The following is a 15,971-nucleotide window of genomic DNA, read 5'->3' on the forward strand; positions in this document are numbered from 1 at the left end:
TGCACGGTCCCTTTCTGCTGAATCACCCCTAACACCCATCCCCTCAATTAGCGGACATTCCCAACCCAGAGCCCATCCCGCCTTTTTTCAGCGGGATGAGAAGTGGCGTGCAACCGTCTTATAAATGAAACACCGCCCTCAGCTATACTCCCCGCATTTCGAATCAGGCCCGAGGATTGACTGTGAAGAACTGGACGTTGCGCCAACGCATCTTGGCGAGCTTTGCGGTAATTATCGCCATCATGCTGCTGATGGTGGTCCTCTCCTATTCGCGATTGCTGAAGATCGAAGAGAGCGAAGCCAGCGTCCGGGACGACGCGTTGCCGGGGGTTTATTACAGCTCCATGATTCGCAGCGCCTGGGTCGACACTTACCTGCAGACTCAGGAAATGCTCGGCTTGAAAGAAGGGCAGGGCATCAGCAGCGAAGACGCTGCGGAATTCAAGGCTTTCGAAGCGCGTCTGCTGGAGCAGATAGGTAACTACCGCAACACCATCACAACCGATGAAGACAAGGTCGAGTTTGCCGCTTTCGAACAACGGCACGAGGAGTTCAGCAGGATTCTGACGGCAGTGCTCGATCTGCACATTCGCAACCAGGAAGCCGAGGCCGTCAAGTTGTTCACCGAGCAACTGACCCCGGTCTGGACCGCAGGTCGCACGAAGCTCAACGACATCCTCCGCGAAAACAAATTGGTGGCCGACCACGAAATGGCCGCCATCGACGACGCCGTGCTTTCGGCAAAAATCAGCATGGGCATTTCCCTGCTGGTGGCCGTCCTGGCTGCCGGCCTCTGCGGTTTGCTGTTGATGCGCGCCATCATGGCGCCGATGAACCGCATCGTGAAAATCCTCGAAATCATGCGCACTGGCGACCTGAGCAGCCGCCTGAACCTGGAGCGCAAGGACGAATTCGGCGCAGTAGAGACCGGCTTCAACGACATGATGAGCGAGCTCACTTCCCTGGTGTCCCAGGCCCAGCGTTCGTCAGTGCAAGTCACCACGTCGGTGACCGAAATCGCCGCCACTTCCAAGCAACAGCAGGCTACTGCCACCGAAACCGCCGCCACCACCACGGAAATCGGCGCGACCTCCCGTGAAATCGCCGCCACTTCCCGGGATCTGGTGCGCACCATGACTGAGGTCTCCACCGCTGCCGATCAGGCTTCCGTGGCCGCCGGCTCCGGACAGCAGGGCCTGGCGCGCATGGAGGAAACCATGCACTCGGTGATGGGCGCGGCCGACCTGGTCAACGCCAAACTGGCGATCCTCAACGAGAAGGCCGGCAACATCAATCAGGTGGTGGTGACCATCGTCAAGGTCGCCGACCAGACCAACCTGTTGTCGCTCAACGCCGCCATCGAGGCCGAGAAGGCCGGGGAGTACGGGCGCGGTTTTGCCGTGGTTGCCACCGAAGTGCGGCGTCTGGCGGACCAGACGGCCGTGGCCACCTACGACATCGAGCAAATGGTGCGCGAGATCCAGTCGGCGGTGTCGGCCGGGGTCATGGGCATGGACAAGTTCTCCGAAGAAGTGCGTCGCGGCATGTCCGAGGTGCAGCAGGTCGGCGAGCAGTTATCGCAGATCATCCATCAGGTTCAGGCGCTGGCGCCGCGGGTGCTGATGGTCAACGAAGGCATGCAGGCCCAGGCCACCGGCGCCGAGCAGATCAACCACGCGCTGGTGCAGTTGGGGGACGCCAGCAGCCAGACCGTCGAGTCCTTGCGCCAGGCCAGTTTCGCCATCGATGAGCTGAGCCAGGTGGCCGTCGGGCTGCGCAGCGGCGTTTCGCGATTCAAAGTCTGATGAGCGAAATCACGGCCAAACGCTCTGCCGTGAAGCAGGCGCTGCATGCATTGTTCCTGGTGTTCCGCATCGGCAGCGAGCGCTATGCCTTGCAAGCCATCGAGGTGGCGGAAGTGCTGCCGCGCCTGCCGTTGAAGCCAATTCCCCATGCACCCGCCTGGGTCGCCGGGGTGTTCGCCTATCGGGGCGCGGTGGTGCCGGTGATCGACTTGAGCGCACTGACCTTTGGTACGCCTGCACAGGCGCGTACCAGTACGCGGCTGGTGCTGGTCAACTACCGGCCGGATGCAACCACCGAGGCGCACCTGCTCGGGTTGATTCTGGAACAGGCGACCGACACCTTGCGTTGCGATCCGGCGGATTTTCAGCCCTACGGCCTGGACAATCGGCAGACGCCTTACCTGGGGCCCGTGCGCAAGGATGAGCAGGGCTTGCTGCAATGGGTGCGGGTCAGCGATCTGCTGGACGAGCAGGTTCGCGCATTGTTGTTCCCCTCGCCGCCACTGGATCCGGCGCTGCTTGAGGAGCGGTCATGAGTAGCGATCAGCGTTTTTTCGACTTCCTCAAGGAACGTATCGGTCTGGACGTGACCTCCGTGGGGCCTGCGATCATCGAGCGAGCGGTGCGCCAGCGCAGCATCGCTGCGCAAGCACCCTCGGCCGACGAGTACTGGCGAACCTTGCAGGGCTCGCGGGACGAGCAGCAGGCGTTGATCGAAGCGGTGATCGTTCCGGAAACCTGGTTCTTCCGCTATCCGGAATCCTTCGCCACCCTGGCGAAACTGGCGAGCAAGCGTCTGGCCGAGATCAATAATCTGCGCGCACTGCGGATTCTCAGCCTGCCGTGCTCCACCGGCGAAGAACCGTACTCGATCGCCATGGCGTTGCTCGATGCCGGGCTCCAACCGCACCAGTTCAAGGTCGACGGCATGGACGTCAGCCCGTTGTCGGTGGAAAAAGCCAAACGTGCGGTGTACGGCAAGAATTCTTTTCGGGGTGACGACATTGTGTACCGCGACCGTCATTTCATTGCCGAAGGCGAGAGCTATCGCCTCAATCCACGCGTACTTGAGCAGGTGCGCTTGCAGGTTGGCAATCTGCTGGATCCGGATTTGCTTGCCGGCGAACCACCGTTTGATTTCGTGTTTTGCCGCAACCTGCTGATCTATTTCGACCAGCCGACCCAGAAACAAGTCTTCGATGTGCTCAAGTGTCTGACTCACGTTGACGGCGTGCTGTTTATCGGTCCGGCCGAAGGCAGTCTGCTGGGGCGTTTGGGGATGCGCTCGATCGGTATCGCGCAGTCCTTCGCGTTCAGTCGGCAAGGGACGCCCGACCCTGAGCCTTTGCCGGCATTCGTTCCAGCGCCACTGCCAGTGCCGCAGCCGTTGCGCAACCCACCGCCTGCGCCAGCGCGCAGTCGTCCATTTGCCCGGGTTGCGCCGCTGCAGCCTGCGCCTGCGATCTCAGGTGCCGACACTGCCGTGCTGCTGGCCAATATCGCCGCGCTGGCCGATGAAGGCAAAAGCGCCGAGGCACGAGCGGCGTGTGAAAGCTACTTGCGCAGCCATGAACCGGTGGCTCAAGTCTTTTACTGGCTGGGACTGCTCAGCGATGTGGCCGGCAATACCCTTGAAGCTCAGGGTTTTTACCGCAAGGCGTTGTACCTCGAACCGCAACATCCTGAAGCGTTGATGCACCTGGCCGCATTGCTGCAGGCCCAGGGCGACGCGCCGGGAGCCAGACGATTGCAGGAGCGTGCCGCCCGCAGCGGGCGCGCCGCCGACAGTGAGCGCAAACGATGATCGCCTCCGACACCTTTAGCGTCACCCGGGATGCCCAGGCCATCGACGACTGCTGGAACCGCATCGGTATCCACGGCGACAAGTCCTGTCCGCTGCTCGGCGAGCATATTCATTGCCGCAATTGCGCGGTGTATTCGGCGGCCGCGACGCGTTTGCTCGATCGCTATGCATTGCAGCAGGAAGATCGCGGGCCAGTGTCCGTCGCGGTCGAGAGCGAGGTGAAGAGCCGCTCGTTATTGATGTTCCGTCTGGGTGAGGAATGGCTGGGCCTGGCCACGCGCAGCCTGGTGGAAGTTTCGCCGTTGCAGGCGATTCACTCATTGCCGCACCAGCGTTCCCGGGCCTTGCTCGGCGTGGCGAATGTGCGCGGCACGCTGGTCGCCTGCCTGTCGCTGGTGGAGCTGCTCGGGCTCGACGGCACCAGTAACGTGGCTCCCGGCGCGCGGGTCATGCCACGCATGCTGATCATCGCGGCCGATGGCGGGCCGGTGGTGGTGCCGGTGGACGAGGTCGACGGGATTCATGCCATCGATGAGCACATCCTCGATGCCGCGTCGCGCTCGGGTGCTCAGGCCAGCGCCAAATACACCCGTGGCGTATTGCAATTCAAAGGTCGCAGCCTGCGTTGGCTGGATGAAGAGCAGTTGCTGTCCGCCGTGACCCGGAGCCTCACATGACCCCCGAGCAAATGCGCGACACCTCTTTGCTGGAACTGTTCAGCCTGGAGGCCGAAGCCCAGACCCTGGTCTTGAGCACTGGCCTGCTGGCGCTTGAGCGCGACCCGACCCAGGCCGATCAACTTGAATCGTGCATGCGTGCGGCGCACTCGCTCAAGGGGGCGGCGCGGATCGTCGGCGTCGACGCAGGGGTCAGCGTCGCCCACGTGATGGAGGACTGCCTGGTCAGTGCCCAGGAAGGCCGCCTGTTGCTGCGCCCCGAACACATCGATGCACTGCTGCAAGGCACCGACTTGCTGATGCGCATCGCCACACCGAACAGCACGCCGGGGACCGCGGACATTGACGCCTATGTGGCATTGATGGCGCGGTTGCTGGACCCGGCGGCCGCTGTGGTTGCGCCTGCTGCACCGGTAATGGCCGAACTTCAACTCGAAGCCCCCACGCCCAGGGTCGAGTTGCCGGTGCCTGCCGTCGAACTGCCAGCGGCGACAGATCCGGCCCCGCGCAAGACCAAACGCACCACGGAAAACGGCGAACGTGTGCTGCGTGTCACCGCCGAGCGCCTGAACAGCCTGCTCGATCTGTCGAGTAAATCCCTGGTGGAAACCCTGCGGCTCAAGCCGCACCTTGCGACCATGCAGCGACTCAAGCGCATGCAGAGCAACAGCCTGCGCGCACTGGAAAGTCTCAACGTTCATCTCAAGGACCAGGCCCTGAGCCTGGAGGCCCAGGAAGCCCTTGAGGATGCGCGGCGCCTGCTGGCGCAATCCCAGCAATTGCTCATGGAAAAGAACGCCGAACTCGATGAGTTCGCCTGGCATGCCAGCCAGCGCGCACAGGTGTTGTACGACACCGCGCTGGCTTGTCGCATGCGGCCGTTTGCCGATGTGCTGACCGGGCAGGTGCGGATGGTCCGGGATCTGGGGCGCGACCTGGGCAAACAGGTGCGGCTGGAAATTGAAGGCGAGAAGACTCAGGTCGATCGCGACGTACTGGAAAAGCTTGAAGCACCGCTGACTCACCTGTTGCGCAACGCAGTCGACCACGGCATCGAAACGCCGGAACAACGCCTGCTGGCGGGCAAGCCGGCTGAAGGTTTGATTCGCCTGCGAGCTTCTCACCAGGCCGGTTTGCTGGTGCTTGAGTTGAGCGATGACGGCAATGGTGTGGACCTGGAAAAAGTCCGCAGCAGCATCGTCGAGCGAAATTTGTCGCCCGCGCAAACCGCCGCGCAGTTGAGCGAAGAGGAACTGCTGACGTTCCTGTTCCTGCCCGGTTTCAGTCTGCGCGACACGGTCACCGAGGTGTCCGGTCGCGGCGTCGGACTGGATGCGGTGCAGCACATGGTCCGGCAGTTGCGCGGCGCGGTGGTATTGGAGCAGACGGCGGGCGAGGGCAGTCGTTTCCACCTTGAGGTGCCGCTGACCCTGTCGGTGGTTCGCAGTCTCGTGGTGGATGTCGGCGACGAAGCCTATGCCTTCCCGCTGGCTCATATCGAGCGCATGTGCGACCTGGAACCGGCAGATATCGTGCAGGTCGAAGGCCGCCAGCATTTCTGGTACGAAGGCCGGCATGTCGGGTTGGTGGCGGCCAGCCAATTGCTGCAACGTCCGGCAAGCCAGAACAGCGGGCAAACCCTGAAAGTCGTGGTGATTCGCGAGCGCGATACCATCTACGGCGTGGCGGTCGAGCGCTTTATCGGCGAGCGCACGCTGGTCGTGTTGCCGCTGGACGAGCGTCTGGGCAAGGTGCAGGACATTTCCGCCGGGGCCTTGCTCGATGACGGTTCGGTGGTGCTGATCGTCGACGTCGAAGACATGCTGCGTTCGGTGGACAAATTGCTCAATACGGGGCGTCTGGAGCGCATTGCCCGTCACAGCAATCAGGTGGTCGAGGCGGCCCGCAAACGAATTCTGGTGGTGGATGATTCCCTGACCGTGCGAGAGTTGCAGCGCAAGCTGTTGCTCAATCGCGGATACGACGTGGCGGTTGCGGTGGACGGCATGGACGGCTGGAACGCGTTGCGTTCTGAGGATTTCGATCTGCTGATCACCGACATTGATATGCCGCGCATGGACGGCATCGAACTGGTCACGCTGCTGCGTCGGGACAATCGCCTGCAATCGCTGCCGGTGATGGTGGTGTCCTACAAGGATCGTGAAGAGGACCGGCGCCGTGGACTGGATGCCGGGGCCGACTATTATCTAGCCAAGGCCAGTTTTCATGATGACGCCTTGCTCGATGCGGTGGTCGAGCTCATTGGAGGAGCGCGGGCATGAGGATCGCAATCGTCAACGACATGCCCATGGCGGTGGAGGCCCTGCGCCGCGCCCTGGCATTCGAGCCGGCACACAAGGTGGTCTGGGTCGCCGGCAATGGCGCCGAGGCGGTGCGCCAGTGCGCGCAGGACACGCCGGACCTGATTCTGATGGACCTGATCATGCCGGTGATGGATGGTGTCGAGGCCACGCGGCGGATCATGGCCGAGACCCCGTGTGCCATCGTCATCGTCACCGTGGATCGCCAGCAGAACGTGCACCGGGTATTCGAGGCCATGGGCCACGGTGCGCTGGACGTGGTCGACACCCCGGCCGTCGGCACCGGCAATGCCCAGGAAGCGGCCGCGCCGTTGTTGCGCAAGATCCTGAACATCAGTTGGCTGATCGGCGACAAGGACAATCGCCCGCGCCCGACGCCGGCGCCATTGCGCAGTCCGGGCTCACGCCAGAGCCTCATCGCCATCGGTTCATCCGCCGGTGGGCCGGCAGCGCTGGAAATCTTGCTCAAGGGACTGCCGCGTGATTTCTCTCCGGCCATCGTGCTGGTGCAGCACGTTGACCAGGTGTTTGCTGCCGGCATGGCTGAATGGCTTGGCAGCGCCAGTGGCCTCAACGTGCGGTTGGCCGAGGAAGGCGAGCCACCGCAAAGCGGCACGGTGTTGCTGGCCGGCACCAATCACCATATCCGCTTGCTGAAAAACGGCACGCTGGCCTACACCGCCGAACCGGTCAACGAAATCTACCGACCCTCAATCGATGTGTTCTTCGAGAGCGTGGCCAGTTACTGGAACGGTGACGCCATAGGGGTTTTACTCACCGGCATGGGGCGTGATGGCGCCCAGGGGCTTAAACTCATGCGCCAACAGGGCTACCTGACCATCGCACAAGACCAAAGCAGCAGTGCGGTGTACGGCATGCCGAAGGCGGCCGCAGCCATCGACGCTGCCGTGGAGATTCGCCCGCTGGACAAGATAGCGCCACGATTGCTGGAAATTTTCGCCAAATGAGCACCTTTTTCCGCATTCCTGGTCCAGGTAGTACTCAGGTGACCGCACATGAATGAATTACAGCTCGATGACTTCAAGACCGACGAAAACGCCGCCATGGTGTTGCTGGTGGACGATCAGGCAATGATCGGCGAAGCCGTGCGCCGCGGCCTGTCGAATGAAGATAATATCGATTTCCACTTCTGCGCCGACCCGCACCAGGCCATCGCCCATGCGGTCCGCATCAAGCCGACGGTGATTCTTCAAGACCTGGTGATGCCGGGGCTGGACGGCCTGAGTCTGGTGCGCGAATACCGCAATCACCCGGCGACCAAGGACATTCCGATCATCGTCCTGTCGACCAAGGAAGACCCGCTGATCAAGAGCGCGGCCTTCGCGGCCGGGGCCAACGATTACCTGGTCAAGCTGCCGGATACCATCGAACTGGTCGCGCGCATCCGCTATCACTCGCGGTCCTACATGACCCTGCTGCAACGGGATGCGGCGTACCGCGCGTTGCGGGTCAGCCAGCAGCAACTGCTCGACACCAACCTGGTGCTGCAACGCCTGATGAACTCCGATGGCCTGACCGGGCTGTCGAACCGTCGGCACTTCGATGAATACATGGAACTGGAGTGGCGCCGTTCGCTGCGTGAACAGAGCCAGTTGTCCTTGCTGATGATCGATGTCGACTACTTCAAGGCCTACAACGACAGCTTTGGCCACCTGGAAGGCGATGAAGCCCTGCGCAAGGTCGCCGCTGCGATTCGTGACGCGAGCGCCCGGCCTTCGGACCTGCCGGCCCGTTACGGCGGCGAAGAGTTCGCCTTGGTACTGCCCAACACCTCCCAGGGCGGTGCGCGCCTGGTGGCGGAAAAGCTGCGCATGACCGTGGAAGCCATGAAGATCCCGCACATTTCGCCCGCCGAAGGGGCGAGCCTGACCATCAGCATCGGCCTGTCGACCATCACCCCGAAAGCGGGCAGCCACTGCCGTGACCTGATTTCAGCGGCGGACAAGGGGCTGTATTTGGCGAAGAATAACGGGCGTAATCAGGTGGGCGTGGAGTGATCTACCCTATTTCCTGAGCGACGCAAAGCCCTGTGGGAGCGAGCTTGCTCGCGATGGCGTGGTGTCAGTCGATAGTTCCATGGACTGACACGCCGTCATCGCGAGCAAGCTCGCTCCCACAATGGCCTCAATCGCTGTAAAGAACGTCTGTAACCCCGTCTTTTCGGCCAGGCGGGCTGCCGTTTTCGGCCGTTTCCCGGTATACTCGCCGGCTTTCAAAAGTTCGCCAACGAGTGCTGCCCGTCATGGAAATCAACCCGATCCTGAACACCATCAAGGACCTGTCCGAGCGCTCCGAAACTATTCGGGGGTATCTTTGACTACGATCAAAAGCATGAGCGTCTGACCGAAGTCAATCGCGAGCTTGAAGATCCGAGTGTCTGGAACAAACCTGAATACGCCCAGGAATTGGGCCGCGAGCGCGCTGCGCTGGCGCAAATCGTCGATACCCTCGACGGGTTGAACACCGGTCTGGCCGATTGCCGCGATCTGCTGGACATGGCCGTCGAAGAAAACGACGAAGGCGCAGTGGACGATGTCGTCGCCGAGCTGGCCCGACTCGAGGAAAGTCTGGCCAAGCTGGAATTCCGTCGCATGTTCAGCCACGAAATGGACCCGAACAACGCCTATCTGGACATCCAGGCCGGTTCCGGCGGCACCGAAGCCCAGGACTGGGCCAACATTCTGCTGCGCATGTACCTGCGCTGGGCCGACAAACGCGGTTTCGACGCGACCATCATGGAACTGTCCGCCGGTGAAGTCGCCGGGATCAAGGGCGCCACCGTGCACATCAAGGGCGAATACGCGTTTGGCTGGTTGCGGACCGAAATCGGCGTGCACCGTCTGGTGCGCAAGAGCCCGTTCGACTCCGGCAACCGTCGCCACACCTCGTTCAGCGCGGTGTTCGTCTCGCCAGAGATCGATGACAAGGTGGAAATCGAAATCAACCCGGCAGACTTGCGGATCGACACCTATCGTTCCTCGGGTGCCGGTGGTCAGCACGTAAACACCACCGACTCGGCCGTACGTATCACCCACGTACCGACCAACACCGTGGTCAGCTGCCAGAACGAACGTTCCCAGCACGCCAACAAAGACACCGCCATGAAAATGCTGCGGGCCAAGTTGTACGAGCAGGAAATGCAGAAGCGCAACGCGGCGTCCCAGGCGCTGGAAGACACCAAGTCCGATATCGGTTGGGGTCATCAGATCCGTTCGTATGTGCTCGATGCCTCGCGGATCAAGGATCTGCGCACCAACATCGAACGCAGCGACTGTGACAAGGTGCTCGATGGCGACATCGACGAATACCTGGAAGCGAGCCTGAAGTCCGGGCTGTAAGCAATGCAATACCGGATCGGCTGACTCCCCGCGATCCCTTGTAGGAGCCGGCTTGCCGGCGATCCCCAGGCCGCAGGCCTGGGGGCAACGAACCTGTGATGGAATATTTAAAGACATGAGCGACCTAGAACTCGACCCGCAAGCCCTGCAACAGGAAGAAAACTCCCTGATCGCCCTGCGCAAGGAAAAGCTTGCTGCCGAGCGCGCCAAGGGCAATGCCTTCCCGAACGACTTCCGCCGCGAAAACTACTGCGAACAACTGCAGAAACAGTACGCGGACAAGACCAAGGAAGAGCTGGCAGAGGCTGCGATCCCGGTCAAGGTTGCCGGTCGTATCATGCTCAACCGTGGCTCGTTCATGGTGATCCAGGACATGACCGGTCGCATCCAGGTTTACGTCAACCGCAAGACCCTGTCCGAAGAAACCCTGGCCGCGGTGAAAACCTGGGACATGGGCGACATCATTGCCGCCGAAGGCACCCTGGCCCGCTCCGGCAAAGGCGACCTGTACGTTGAAATGACCAGCGTACGCCTGCTGACCAAATCCCTGCGCCCGCTGCCGGACAAGCACCACGGCCTGACCGACACCGAACAGCGCTACCGCCAGCGCTACGTTGACCTGATCGTCAACGAAGACGTGCGCCAGACCTTCCGCGTGCGTTCGCAAGTCATTGCTCACATCCGCAGTTTCCTGATGAAGCGTGACTTCCTGGAAGTGGAAACGCCGATGCTGCAAACCATTCCGGGCGGCGCGGCAGCCAAGCCGTTCGAAACCCACCACAATGCGCTGGACATGGGCATGTTCCTGCGTATCGCGCCGGAGCTGTACCTCAAGCGCCTTGTTGTCGGCGGCTTCGAGAAAGTGTTCGAGATCAACCGCAACTTCCGTAACGAAGGCGTTTCGACTCGTCACAACCCTGAATTCACCATGTTGGAGTTCTATCAGGCCTACGCCGACTACGAAGACAACATGGACCTGACCGAAGAGCTGTTCCGCGAACTGGCGCAGCTGGTTCTGGGCAGCACCGACGTGCCGTACGGCGACAAGGTGTTCCATTTCGGCGAGCCGTTCGTGCGTCTGTCGGTGTTCGACTCGATCCTCAAGTACAACCCTGAGCTGACCGCTGACGACCTGAACGACATCGACAAGGCCCGCGCCATCGCCAAGAAAGCAGGCGCCAAGGTGTTGGGCTTCGAAGGCCTGGGCAAGCTGCAGGTGATGATTTTCGAAGAGCTGGTCGAGCACAAGCTCGAACAGCCGCACTTCATTACCCAGTACCCGTTCGAAGTGTCGCCGCTGGCCCGTCGCAACGACGAGAACCCGAACGTCACCGACCGTTTCGAATTGTTCATCGGTGGTCGTGAAATCGCCAACGCCTACTCCGAGTTGAACGACGCGCAAGACCAGGCCGAGCGCTTCATGGCTCAGGTGGCCGACAAGGACGCCGGCGACGACGAAGCCATGCACTACGACGCCGACTTCGTTCGTGCGCTGGAGTACGGCATGCCGCCAACGGCGGGTGAAGGTATCGGCATCGACCGCCTGGTGATGCTGTTGACCAACTCCCCGTCGATCCGCGACGTGATCCTGTTCCCGCACATGCGGCCGCAAGCGTAAGTGTTTCAATTAAAAAACCGCCTTTTCAGGCGGTTTTTTATTGCCTGTCTGGTACAAACGTATCAACTTGTTACTTTCATCTGAGAGGAAATACCTGTCGTGATTCGTGCAATGGCTCAAGAAGGTGCAGCGGGTATCGCCACTGCGGTCGCTGAAAGTGTTCAGTACCAGGGCCGCAAGGCCAGCCGACAGGGCAGCGAGCAGCGTCGACAGGACATTCTCGACGCCGCGATGCGCATTGTCGTGCGCGATGGCGTGCGCGCCGTACGGCACCGTGCGGTGGCCGCCGAGGCGCAAGTGCCGTTGTCGGCGACCACTTACTATTTCAAGGATATCGATGACTTGCTCACCGACACCTTTGCCCAATACGTGGAACGCAGTGCGGCGTACATGGGCAAGCTGTGGGTGAACAACGAAGGCCTGTTGCGTGAAATGATCGACAGTGGCGACGGCAGCCCGCAGGCGCGCTCGAAACTGGCGGACGATATTGCGCGGCTGATGACCGATTACGTTCATCGGCAACTGGTCAATCGCCGTGAACATTTGATGGCCGAGCAGGCGTTCCGCCAGGAGGCATTGCTCAACCCGCGCCTGGCCGAGCTGGTGCGCTCGCATCAGCAAATCCTGTTGCAGGGCTCTTGCCAGCTGTTCCAGGTGTTGGGCTCGCGCGAGCCGCATCAGGATGCCAAGGTGTTGACGGCGATTATCGGCCGGATGGAATATCAGGGGCTGCTCAACGTAGACGAGCCTGCCGCCGAAGAGGAAATGCTCGGCATCCTGACGCGCTACATGCACCTGGTGCTGGCGTCGGAGTGAGTTGAGCGCCGTCCCCGTAGCAGCTGCCGAAGGCTGCGTTCGGCGACGAAGTCGTCGTAAAACCTGCCACCGTGTTCCTTCAGGTTGATTCGGGATTCAGGTTTTACGACTGCTTCGCAGCCGAACGCAGCCTTCGGCAGCTGCTACCGGTCAGCGCGAGGGGCGTTGTGTTTCATAGGGAGTATTGAATGAAAGCCTGGCGTGTCGTTGTGATCGCCTTGTCGTTCCTGCTGCTCAGTGGCTGTCTGGTGACCTTCAAGGAACCGCTGCCTGCAAGCGAACCCGCGCCCAAAGGATTGCTCGGCAAATGGACCAGCACCAATGCCTGGGGCGAGCCGCTCAACCTCGAACTGACCCGCATCGGCGACAACCGCTATCAGGCCGTCAGCTACTACCGTGCTCGGCCCAGGGAACGTGAAGCCTATCCGTTCACCCTGTCGCGCCATGGCAACCGCTGGTATCTGTCGGCGAAGGTGCCGGCGCAATTCGGCGGGCATTTCACTATTGGCGGGTTTGAGTTGACCGACAAGCATGAACTGGTGGTCTACAACCTCGACCTCGACCAGATCAACCAGGCCATGAAGCAAAAAGCCCTGAGTGGTGAAAGCTTCCAGACCAACGACGGCGAAGGCGTATTGATCGACAGCAACATGGATCAAGTCGCCGCCTACCTCGACGACCCGGCCAATTCCGATGTGTTCGTCGAAGCGGTGCGCTATCAGCGTCAGGCCAAAGCCAAATAACCGGCACCAACAGGTTTTTACAGGAGTTTCGCGTGGACGATTACCAACAGTCGATACGTGCTTTGTCCGATCGCATCGTGTTGGCGCAGACGCCGATCCGCGTTCTCGATGCGGTCAAATGGGACGACAACATTCGCAAGGGCTTCCTCAAGGCCAAGGGCAAGGAAATGCCGGCGGTGGACCGCGACTACTATCTCAACCGGCCGCTGGCGTTCGATTCCAGCAAAGTGAAGCTGGAGTTCCAGAACATCGAGCGCGACATCACCCGCCAGCTCGGCCAGTTCAACCCGGTCGGCCAGATCATGCGCCGCATGTGCAAGGAATACCGCATGGTGGTGCGCATGCTCGAAGCGCGTGGCACCGAGGATTTCGGCCTGATTTCCCAGGAGTTGTACGGCGCCGCGTCCGATGCGTTCCATGCCGGCGACCCGACGCTGTCCGACCTGGGCATGATGTTGTCCGAATACCTGAACAACATTGACGGCCGTGGCGACCTCAAGGATGAGCCGAAGACCTTGACCGCCAAAGATGCCGTCGACCTGCTGCAACACCGCTTGAACAAGGTGTTCGGCGAGGCCGAGGAAACCATCCGGGTGTTCGAGTCCGACGGGATCGTCGCCGATGCGGCGGCGGGCGCCGACTACATCAAGATTCGCGCCGATGCGATGTTCAACGACCGCGACGTGCGGGCGCTGGAAGTGCATGAAGGACTGGTGCACGTCGGCACCACGCTCAACGGCCTGAACCAGCCGATCTGCACCTTCCTCTCCAAGGGGCCGCCCTCGTCGACGGTGACCCAGGAAGGCCTGGCGATCCTGATGGAGATCATCACCTTCGCCTCCTACCCGAGTCGCCTGCGCAAGCTGACCAACCGCACGCGCGCGATTCACATGGTGGAGGAGGGCGCGGATTTCCTGCAGGTGTTCGAGTTCTTCCGCGAGCAAGGTTTCGAAATGCCCGAGAGCTACAGCAACGCCAGTCGCGTTTTCCGCGGCTCGGTGCCGACAGGTCTGCCATTTACCAAAGACTTGTCCTACCTCAAGGGCTTCATCATGATTTACAACTACATTCAACTGGCCGTGCGTAAAGGCAAGCTGGAGCAGATACCGCTGTTGTTCTGCGGCAAGACCACCCTGGAAGACATGCGTACCTTGCGCCAGTTGGTGGACGAAGGCCTGGTGGTACCGCCCAAGTATCTGCCGGAACAGTTCCGCGACATGAACGCATTGTCGGCGTGGATGTGCTTCTCCAACTTCCTCAACCACCTGAGCCTGGACCGGATCGAGGCGGATTACTCCAACATCCTCTGAGGTTCACACGGACCCCATGTGGGAGCGAGTTTGCTCGCGATGGCGGCTTAACATTCAACATGGGTGCAAGCTGACAGATCGCTATCGCGAGCAAGCTCGCTCCCACAGGTAATGTGTTCCAACTCAATACTTGCAAGGTTTCAACGGATGAGAATCCTCGGCATCATCTGTCTTCTCCTCACCTTGAGCGGTTGCAGCTCGCTATTGTTCTACCCGGAACCCGGCCAGTTGTTCACCCCGGAAAAGGCCGGCCTCGAATACCGCACCGTCACCCTGAACACCGCCGATGGCCTCAAGCTGAATGCCTGGTGGCTGCCGGCAAAGCCGGGTGTCGAGGTCAAAGGCACGGTGTTGCACCTGCACGGCAACGGCGGAAACCTGCCCATGCACCTCGGCGGGAGCTTCTGGTTGCCGAAAAATGGTTACCAGGTGTTGCTTGTGGACTATCGCGGTTACGGCCTGTCCGAGGGCAAGCCGAGCCTGCCGGCGATCTATCAGGACATCGATGCGGCGTTCGCCTGGCTGGACAAGGCGCCGCAGGTTCAAGGCAAGCCGCTGATCCTGCTCGGCCAGAGTCTCGGTGGTTCGATGGCCGTGCATTATCTGGTCCAGCACCCGGAACGCCAGAAGCAACTCAAGGCCATCGTGCTCGATGGTGCACCCGCCAGTTATCGCAGCGTGGGCCAGTTTGCCCTGAGCAATTCGTGGCTGACCTGGCCGTTCCAGGTGCCGTTGTCGTGGCTGGTACCGGACGGCGACAGCGCGATCAACGCCATGGCGCAACTCAAGGATGTGCCGAAACTGCTCTACCACAGCATCGACGATCCGATCGTGCCTCTTTCCAACGGCATCCGACTGTATCAAGCTGCGCCGCCGCCGCGGGTGCTGCAACTGACCCGTGGCGGCCATGTGCAGACGTTCGCCAATCCGGTCTGGCGCAAGGTCATGCTGCGTTATCTTGATGACCCGCAGCATTTCAACGGCCTGCGCCGGTTGGGTGAAATCCCCAACTACCCGGCGCCCCCGAATTCTGAAGATGAACCACCAGAGAGTCCGCAATGAGTGAAGAACGTAACGCCATCCCGCTGATCATCACCGGTATCTGCAGCATCCTCGGCACCGTCGCTGCCCTGTGGTGGTACGGCTACCTGCACTTCGCCAAGCCCGAGGATGCGTTGCTGCTCAGTGACTTCACCATGCTCAAGACGATTCCGGGCGAAGACTACAAAGTCTCCCTGGAGCCGGCCGCCCAGGTGGCGCAGTGCATCGATGGCGTGCTGGTGCTGTTCGACACCGAGCAGAAAGGCCTGACCGGCGTACTGGTCGACGGCAAGAAAAAAGCGGTGCGTTGCATGGGACAGGAAACACCGCAGAAGCTGGAGCAATAAGCCGGTTCTAACTAACAACACAGATCCAATGTGGGAGCGGGCTTGCTCGCGAAAGCGGTTTAACTTTCAGCAATAATGTTGACTGATACACCGCTTTCGCGAGCAAGCCCGCTCCCACAGGGTTCAATGC

General features: G+C 61.1%; 14 protein-coding genes. All 14 read left to right on the forward strand.

Annotated features, from left to right (window positions below):
- Positions 1-182 precede the first annotated feature (182 nt).
- On the forward strand, positions 183-1,805 hold the full coding sequence (locus ACEN8Z_RS08200) for a methyl-accepting chemotaxis protein (protein WP_495597314.1): 1,623 nt from the start codon (positions 183-185) through the stop codon (positions 1,803-1,805).
- On the forward strand, positions 1,805-2,341 hold the full coding sequence (locus ACEN8Z_RS08205) for a chemotaxis protein CheW (RefSeq protein ID WP_007996967.1): 537 nt from the start codon (positions 1,805-1,807) through the stop codon (positions 2,339-2,341). Before ACEN8Z_RS08200 ends, ACEN8Z_RS08205 begins: the two co-directional genes overlap by 1 nt.
- The gene (locus ACEN8Z_RS08210) at positions 2,338-3,609 is read left to right on the forward strand and encodes a CheR family methyltransferase (protein WP_495597315.1); all 1,272 of its coding nucleotides are present in this window, start codon (positions 2,338-2,340) and stop codon (positions 3,607-3,609) included. Before ACEN8Z_RS08205 ends, ACEN8Z_RS08210 begins: the two co-directional genes overlap by 4 nt.
- Complete coding sequence (locus tag ACEN8Z_RS08215) at positions 3,606-4,286, forward strand: chemotaxis protein CheW (RefSeq protein ID WP_495597316.1); 681 nt, start codon at positions 3,606-3,608, stop codon at positions 4,284-4,286. The genes ACEN8Z_RS08210 and ACEN8Z_RS08215 overlap by 4 nt, the downstream gene beginning before the upstream one ends.
- Positions 4,283-6,568, forward strand: a complete 2,286-nt coding sequence (locus ACEN8Z_RS08220; RefSeq protein ID WP_495597317.1) for a hybrid sensor histidine kinase/response regulator — start codon at positions 4,283-4,285, stop codon at positions 6,566-6,568. Before ACEN8Z_RS08215 ends, ACEN8Z_RS08220 begins: the two co-directional genes overlap by 4 nt.
- On the forward strand, positions 6,565-7,575 hold the full coding sequence (locus tag ACEN8Z_RS08225; protein ID WP_495597318.1) for a chemotaxis response regulator protein-glutamate methylesterase: 1,011 nt from the start codon (positions 6,565-6,567) through the stop codon (positions 7,573-7,575). The genes ACEN8Z_RS08220 and ACEN8Z_RS08225 overlap by 4 nt, the downstream gene beginning before the upstream one ends.
- A gap of 48 nt (positions 7,576-7,623) precedes the next feature.
- Positions 7,624-8,625, forward strand: a complete 1,002-nt coding sequence (locus tag ACEN8Z_RS08230) for a diguanylate cyclase (RefSeq protein WP_495597319.1) — start codon at positions 7,624-7,626, stop codon at positions 8,623-8,625.
- A 245-nt stretch (positions 8,626-8,870) separates the two neighbouring features.
- Positions 8,871-9,966 (forward strand): peptide chain release factor 2 gene (prfB, locus tag ACEN8Z_RS08235; protein ID WP_104450710.1). Its coding sequence is split into 2 segments (ribosomal slippage): positions 8,871-8,942 and positions 8,944-9,966, totalling 1,095 coding nucleotides; the frame shifts between segments, so codons are not numbered across the junction.
- A gap of 115 nt (positions 9,967-10,081) precedes the next feature.
- Positions 10,082-11,584 carry a lysine--tRNA ligase gene (gene lysS, locus ACEN8Z_RS08240; protein WP_495597320.1) on the forward strand — a complete coding sequence of 501 codons (1,503 nt, stop codon included), beginning with the start codon at positions 10,082-10,084 and terminating at the stop codon, positions 11,582-11,584.
- Positions 11,585-11,695: 111 nt separating this feature from the next.
- Positions 11,696-12,400, forward strand: coding sequence for a TetR/AcrR family transcriptional regulator (locus ACEN8Z_RS08245; RefSeq protein ID WP_495597321.1), 705 nt, complete (start codon positions 11,696-11,698; stop codon positions 12,398-12,400).
- A gap of 188 nt (positions 12,401-12,588) precedes the next feature.
- Complete coding sequence (locus tag ACEN8Z_RS08250) at positions 12,589-13,143, forward strand: hypothetical protein (protein WP_495597322.1); 555 nt, start codon at positions 12,589-12,591, stop codon at positions 13,141-13,143.
- A gap of 32 nt (positions 13,144-13,175) precedes the next feature.
- Positions 13,176-14,453 carry a flavohemoglobin expression-modulating QEGLA motif protein gene (locus ACEN8Z_RS08255; protein WP_310056820.1) on the forward strand — a complete coding sequence of 426 codons (1,278 nt, stop codon included), beginning with the start codon at positions 13,176-13,178 and terminating at the stop codon, positions 14,451-14,453.
- Positions 14,454-14,600: 147 nt separating this feature from the next.
- Complete coding sequence (locus ACEN8Z_RS08260) at positions 14,601-15,515, forward strand: alpha/beta hydrolase (protein ID WP_495597323.1); 915 nt, start codon at positions 14,601-14,603, stop codon at positions 15,513-15,515.
- Positions 15,512-15,841, forward strand: coding sequence for a PA3694 family proteiin (locus ACEN8Z_RS08265; protein WP_495597324.1), 330 nt, complete (start codon positions 15,512-15,514; stop codon positions 15,839-15,841). Before ACEN8Z_RS08260 ends, ACEN8Z_RS08265 begins: the two co-directional genes overlap by 4 nt.
- Positions 15,842-15,971: the final 130 nt, after the last annotated feature.

The organism is Pseudomonas sp. Pseusp10, from assembly GCF_059492225.1.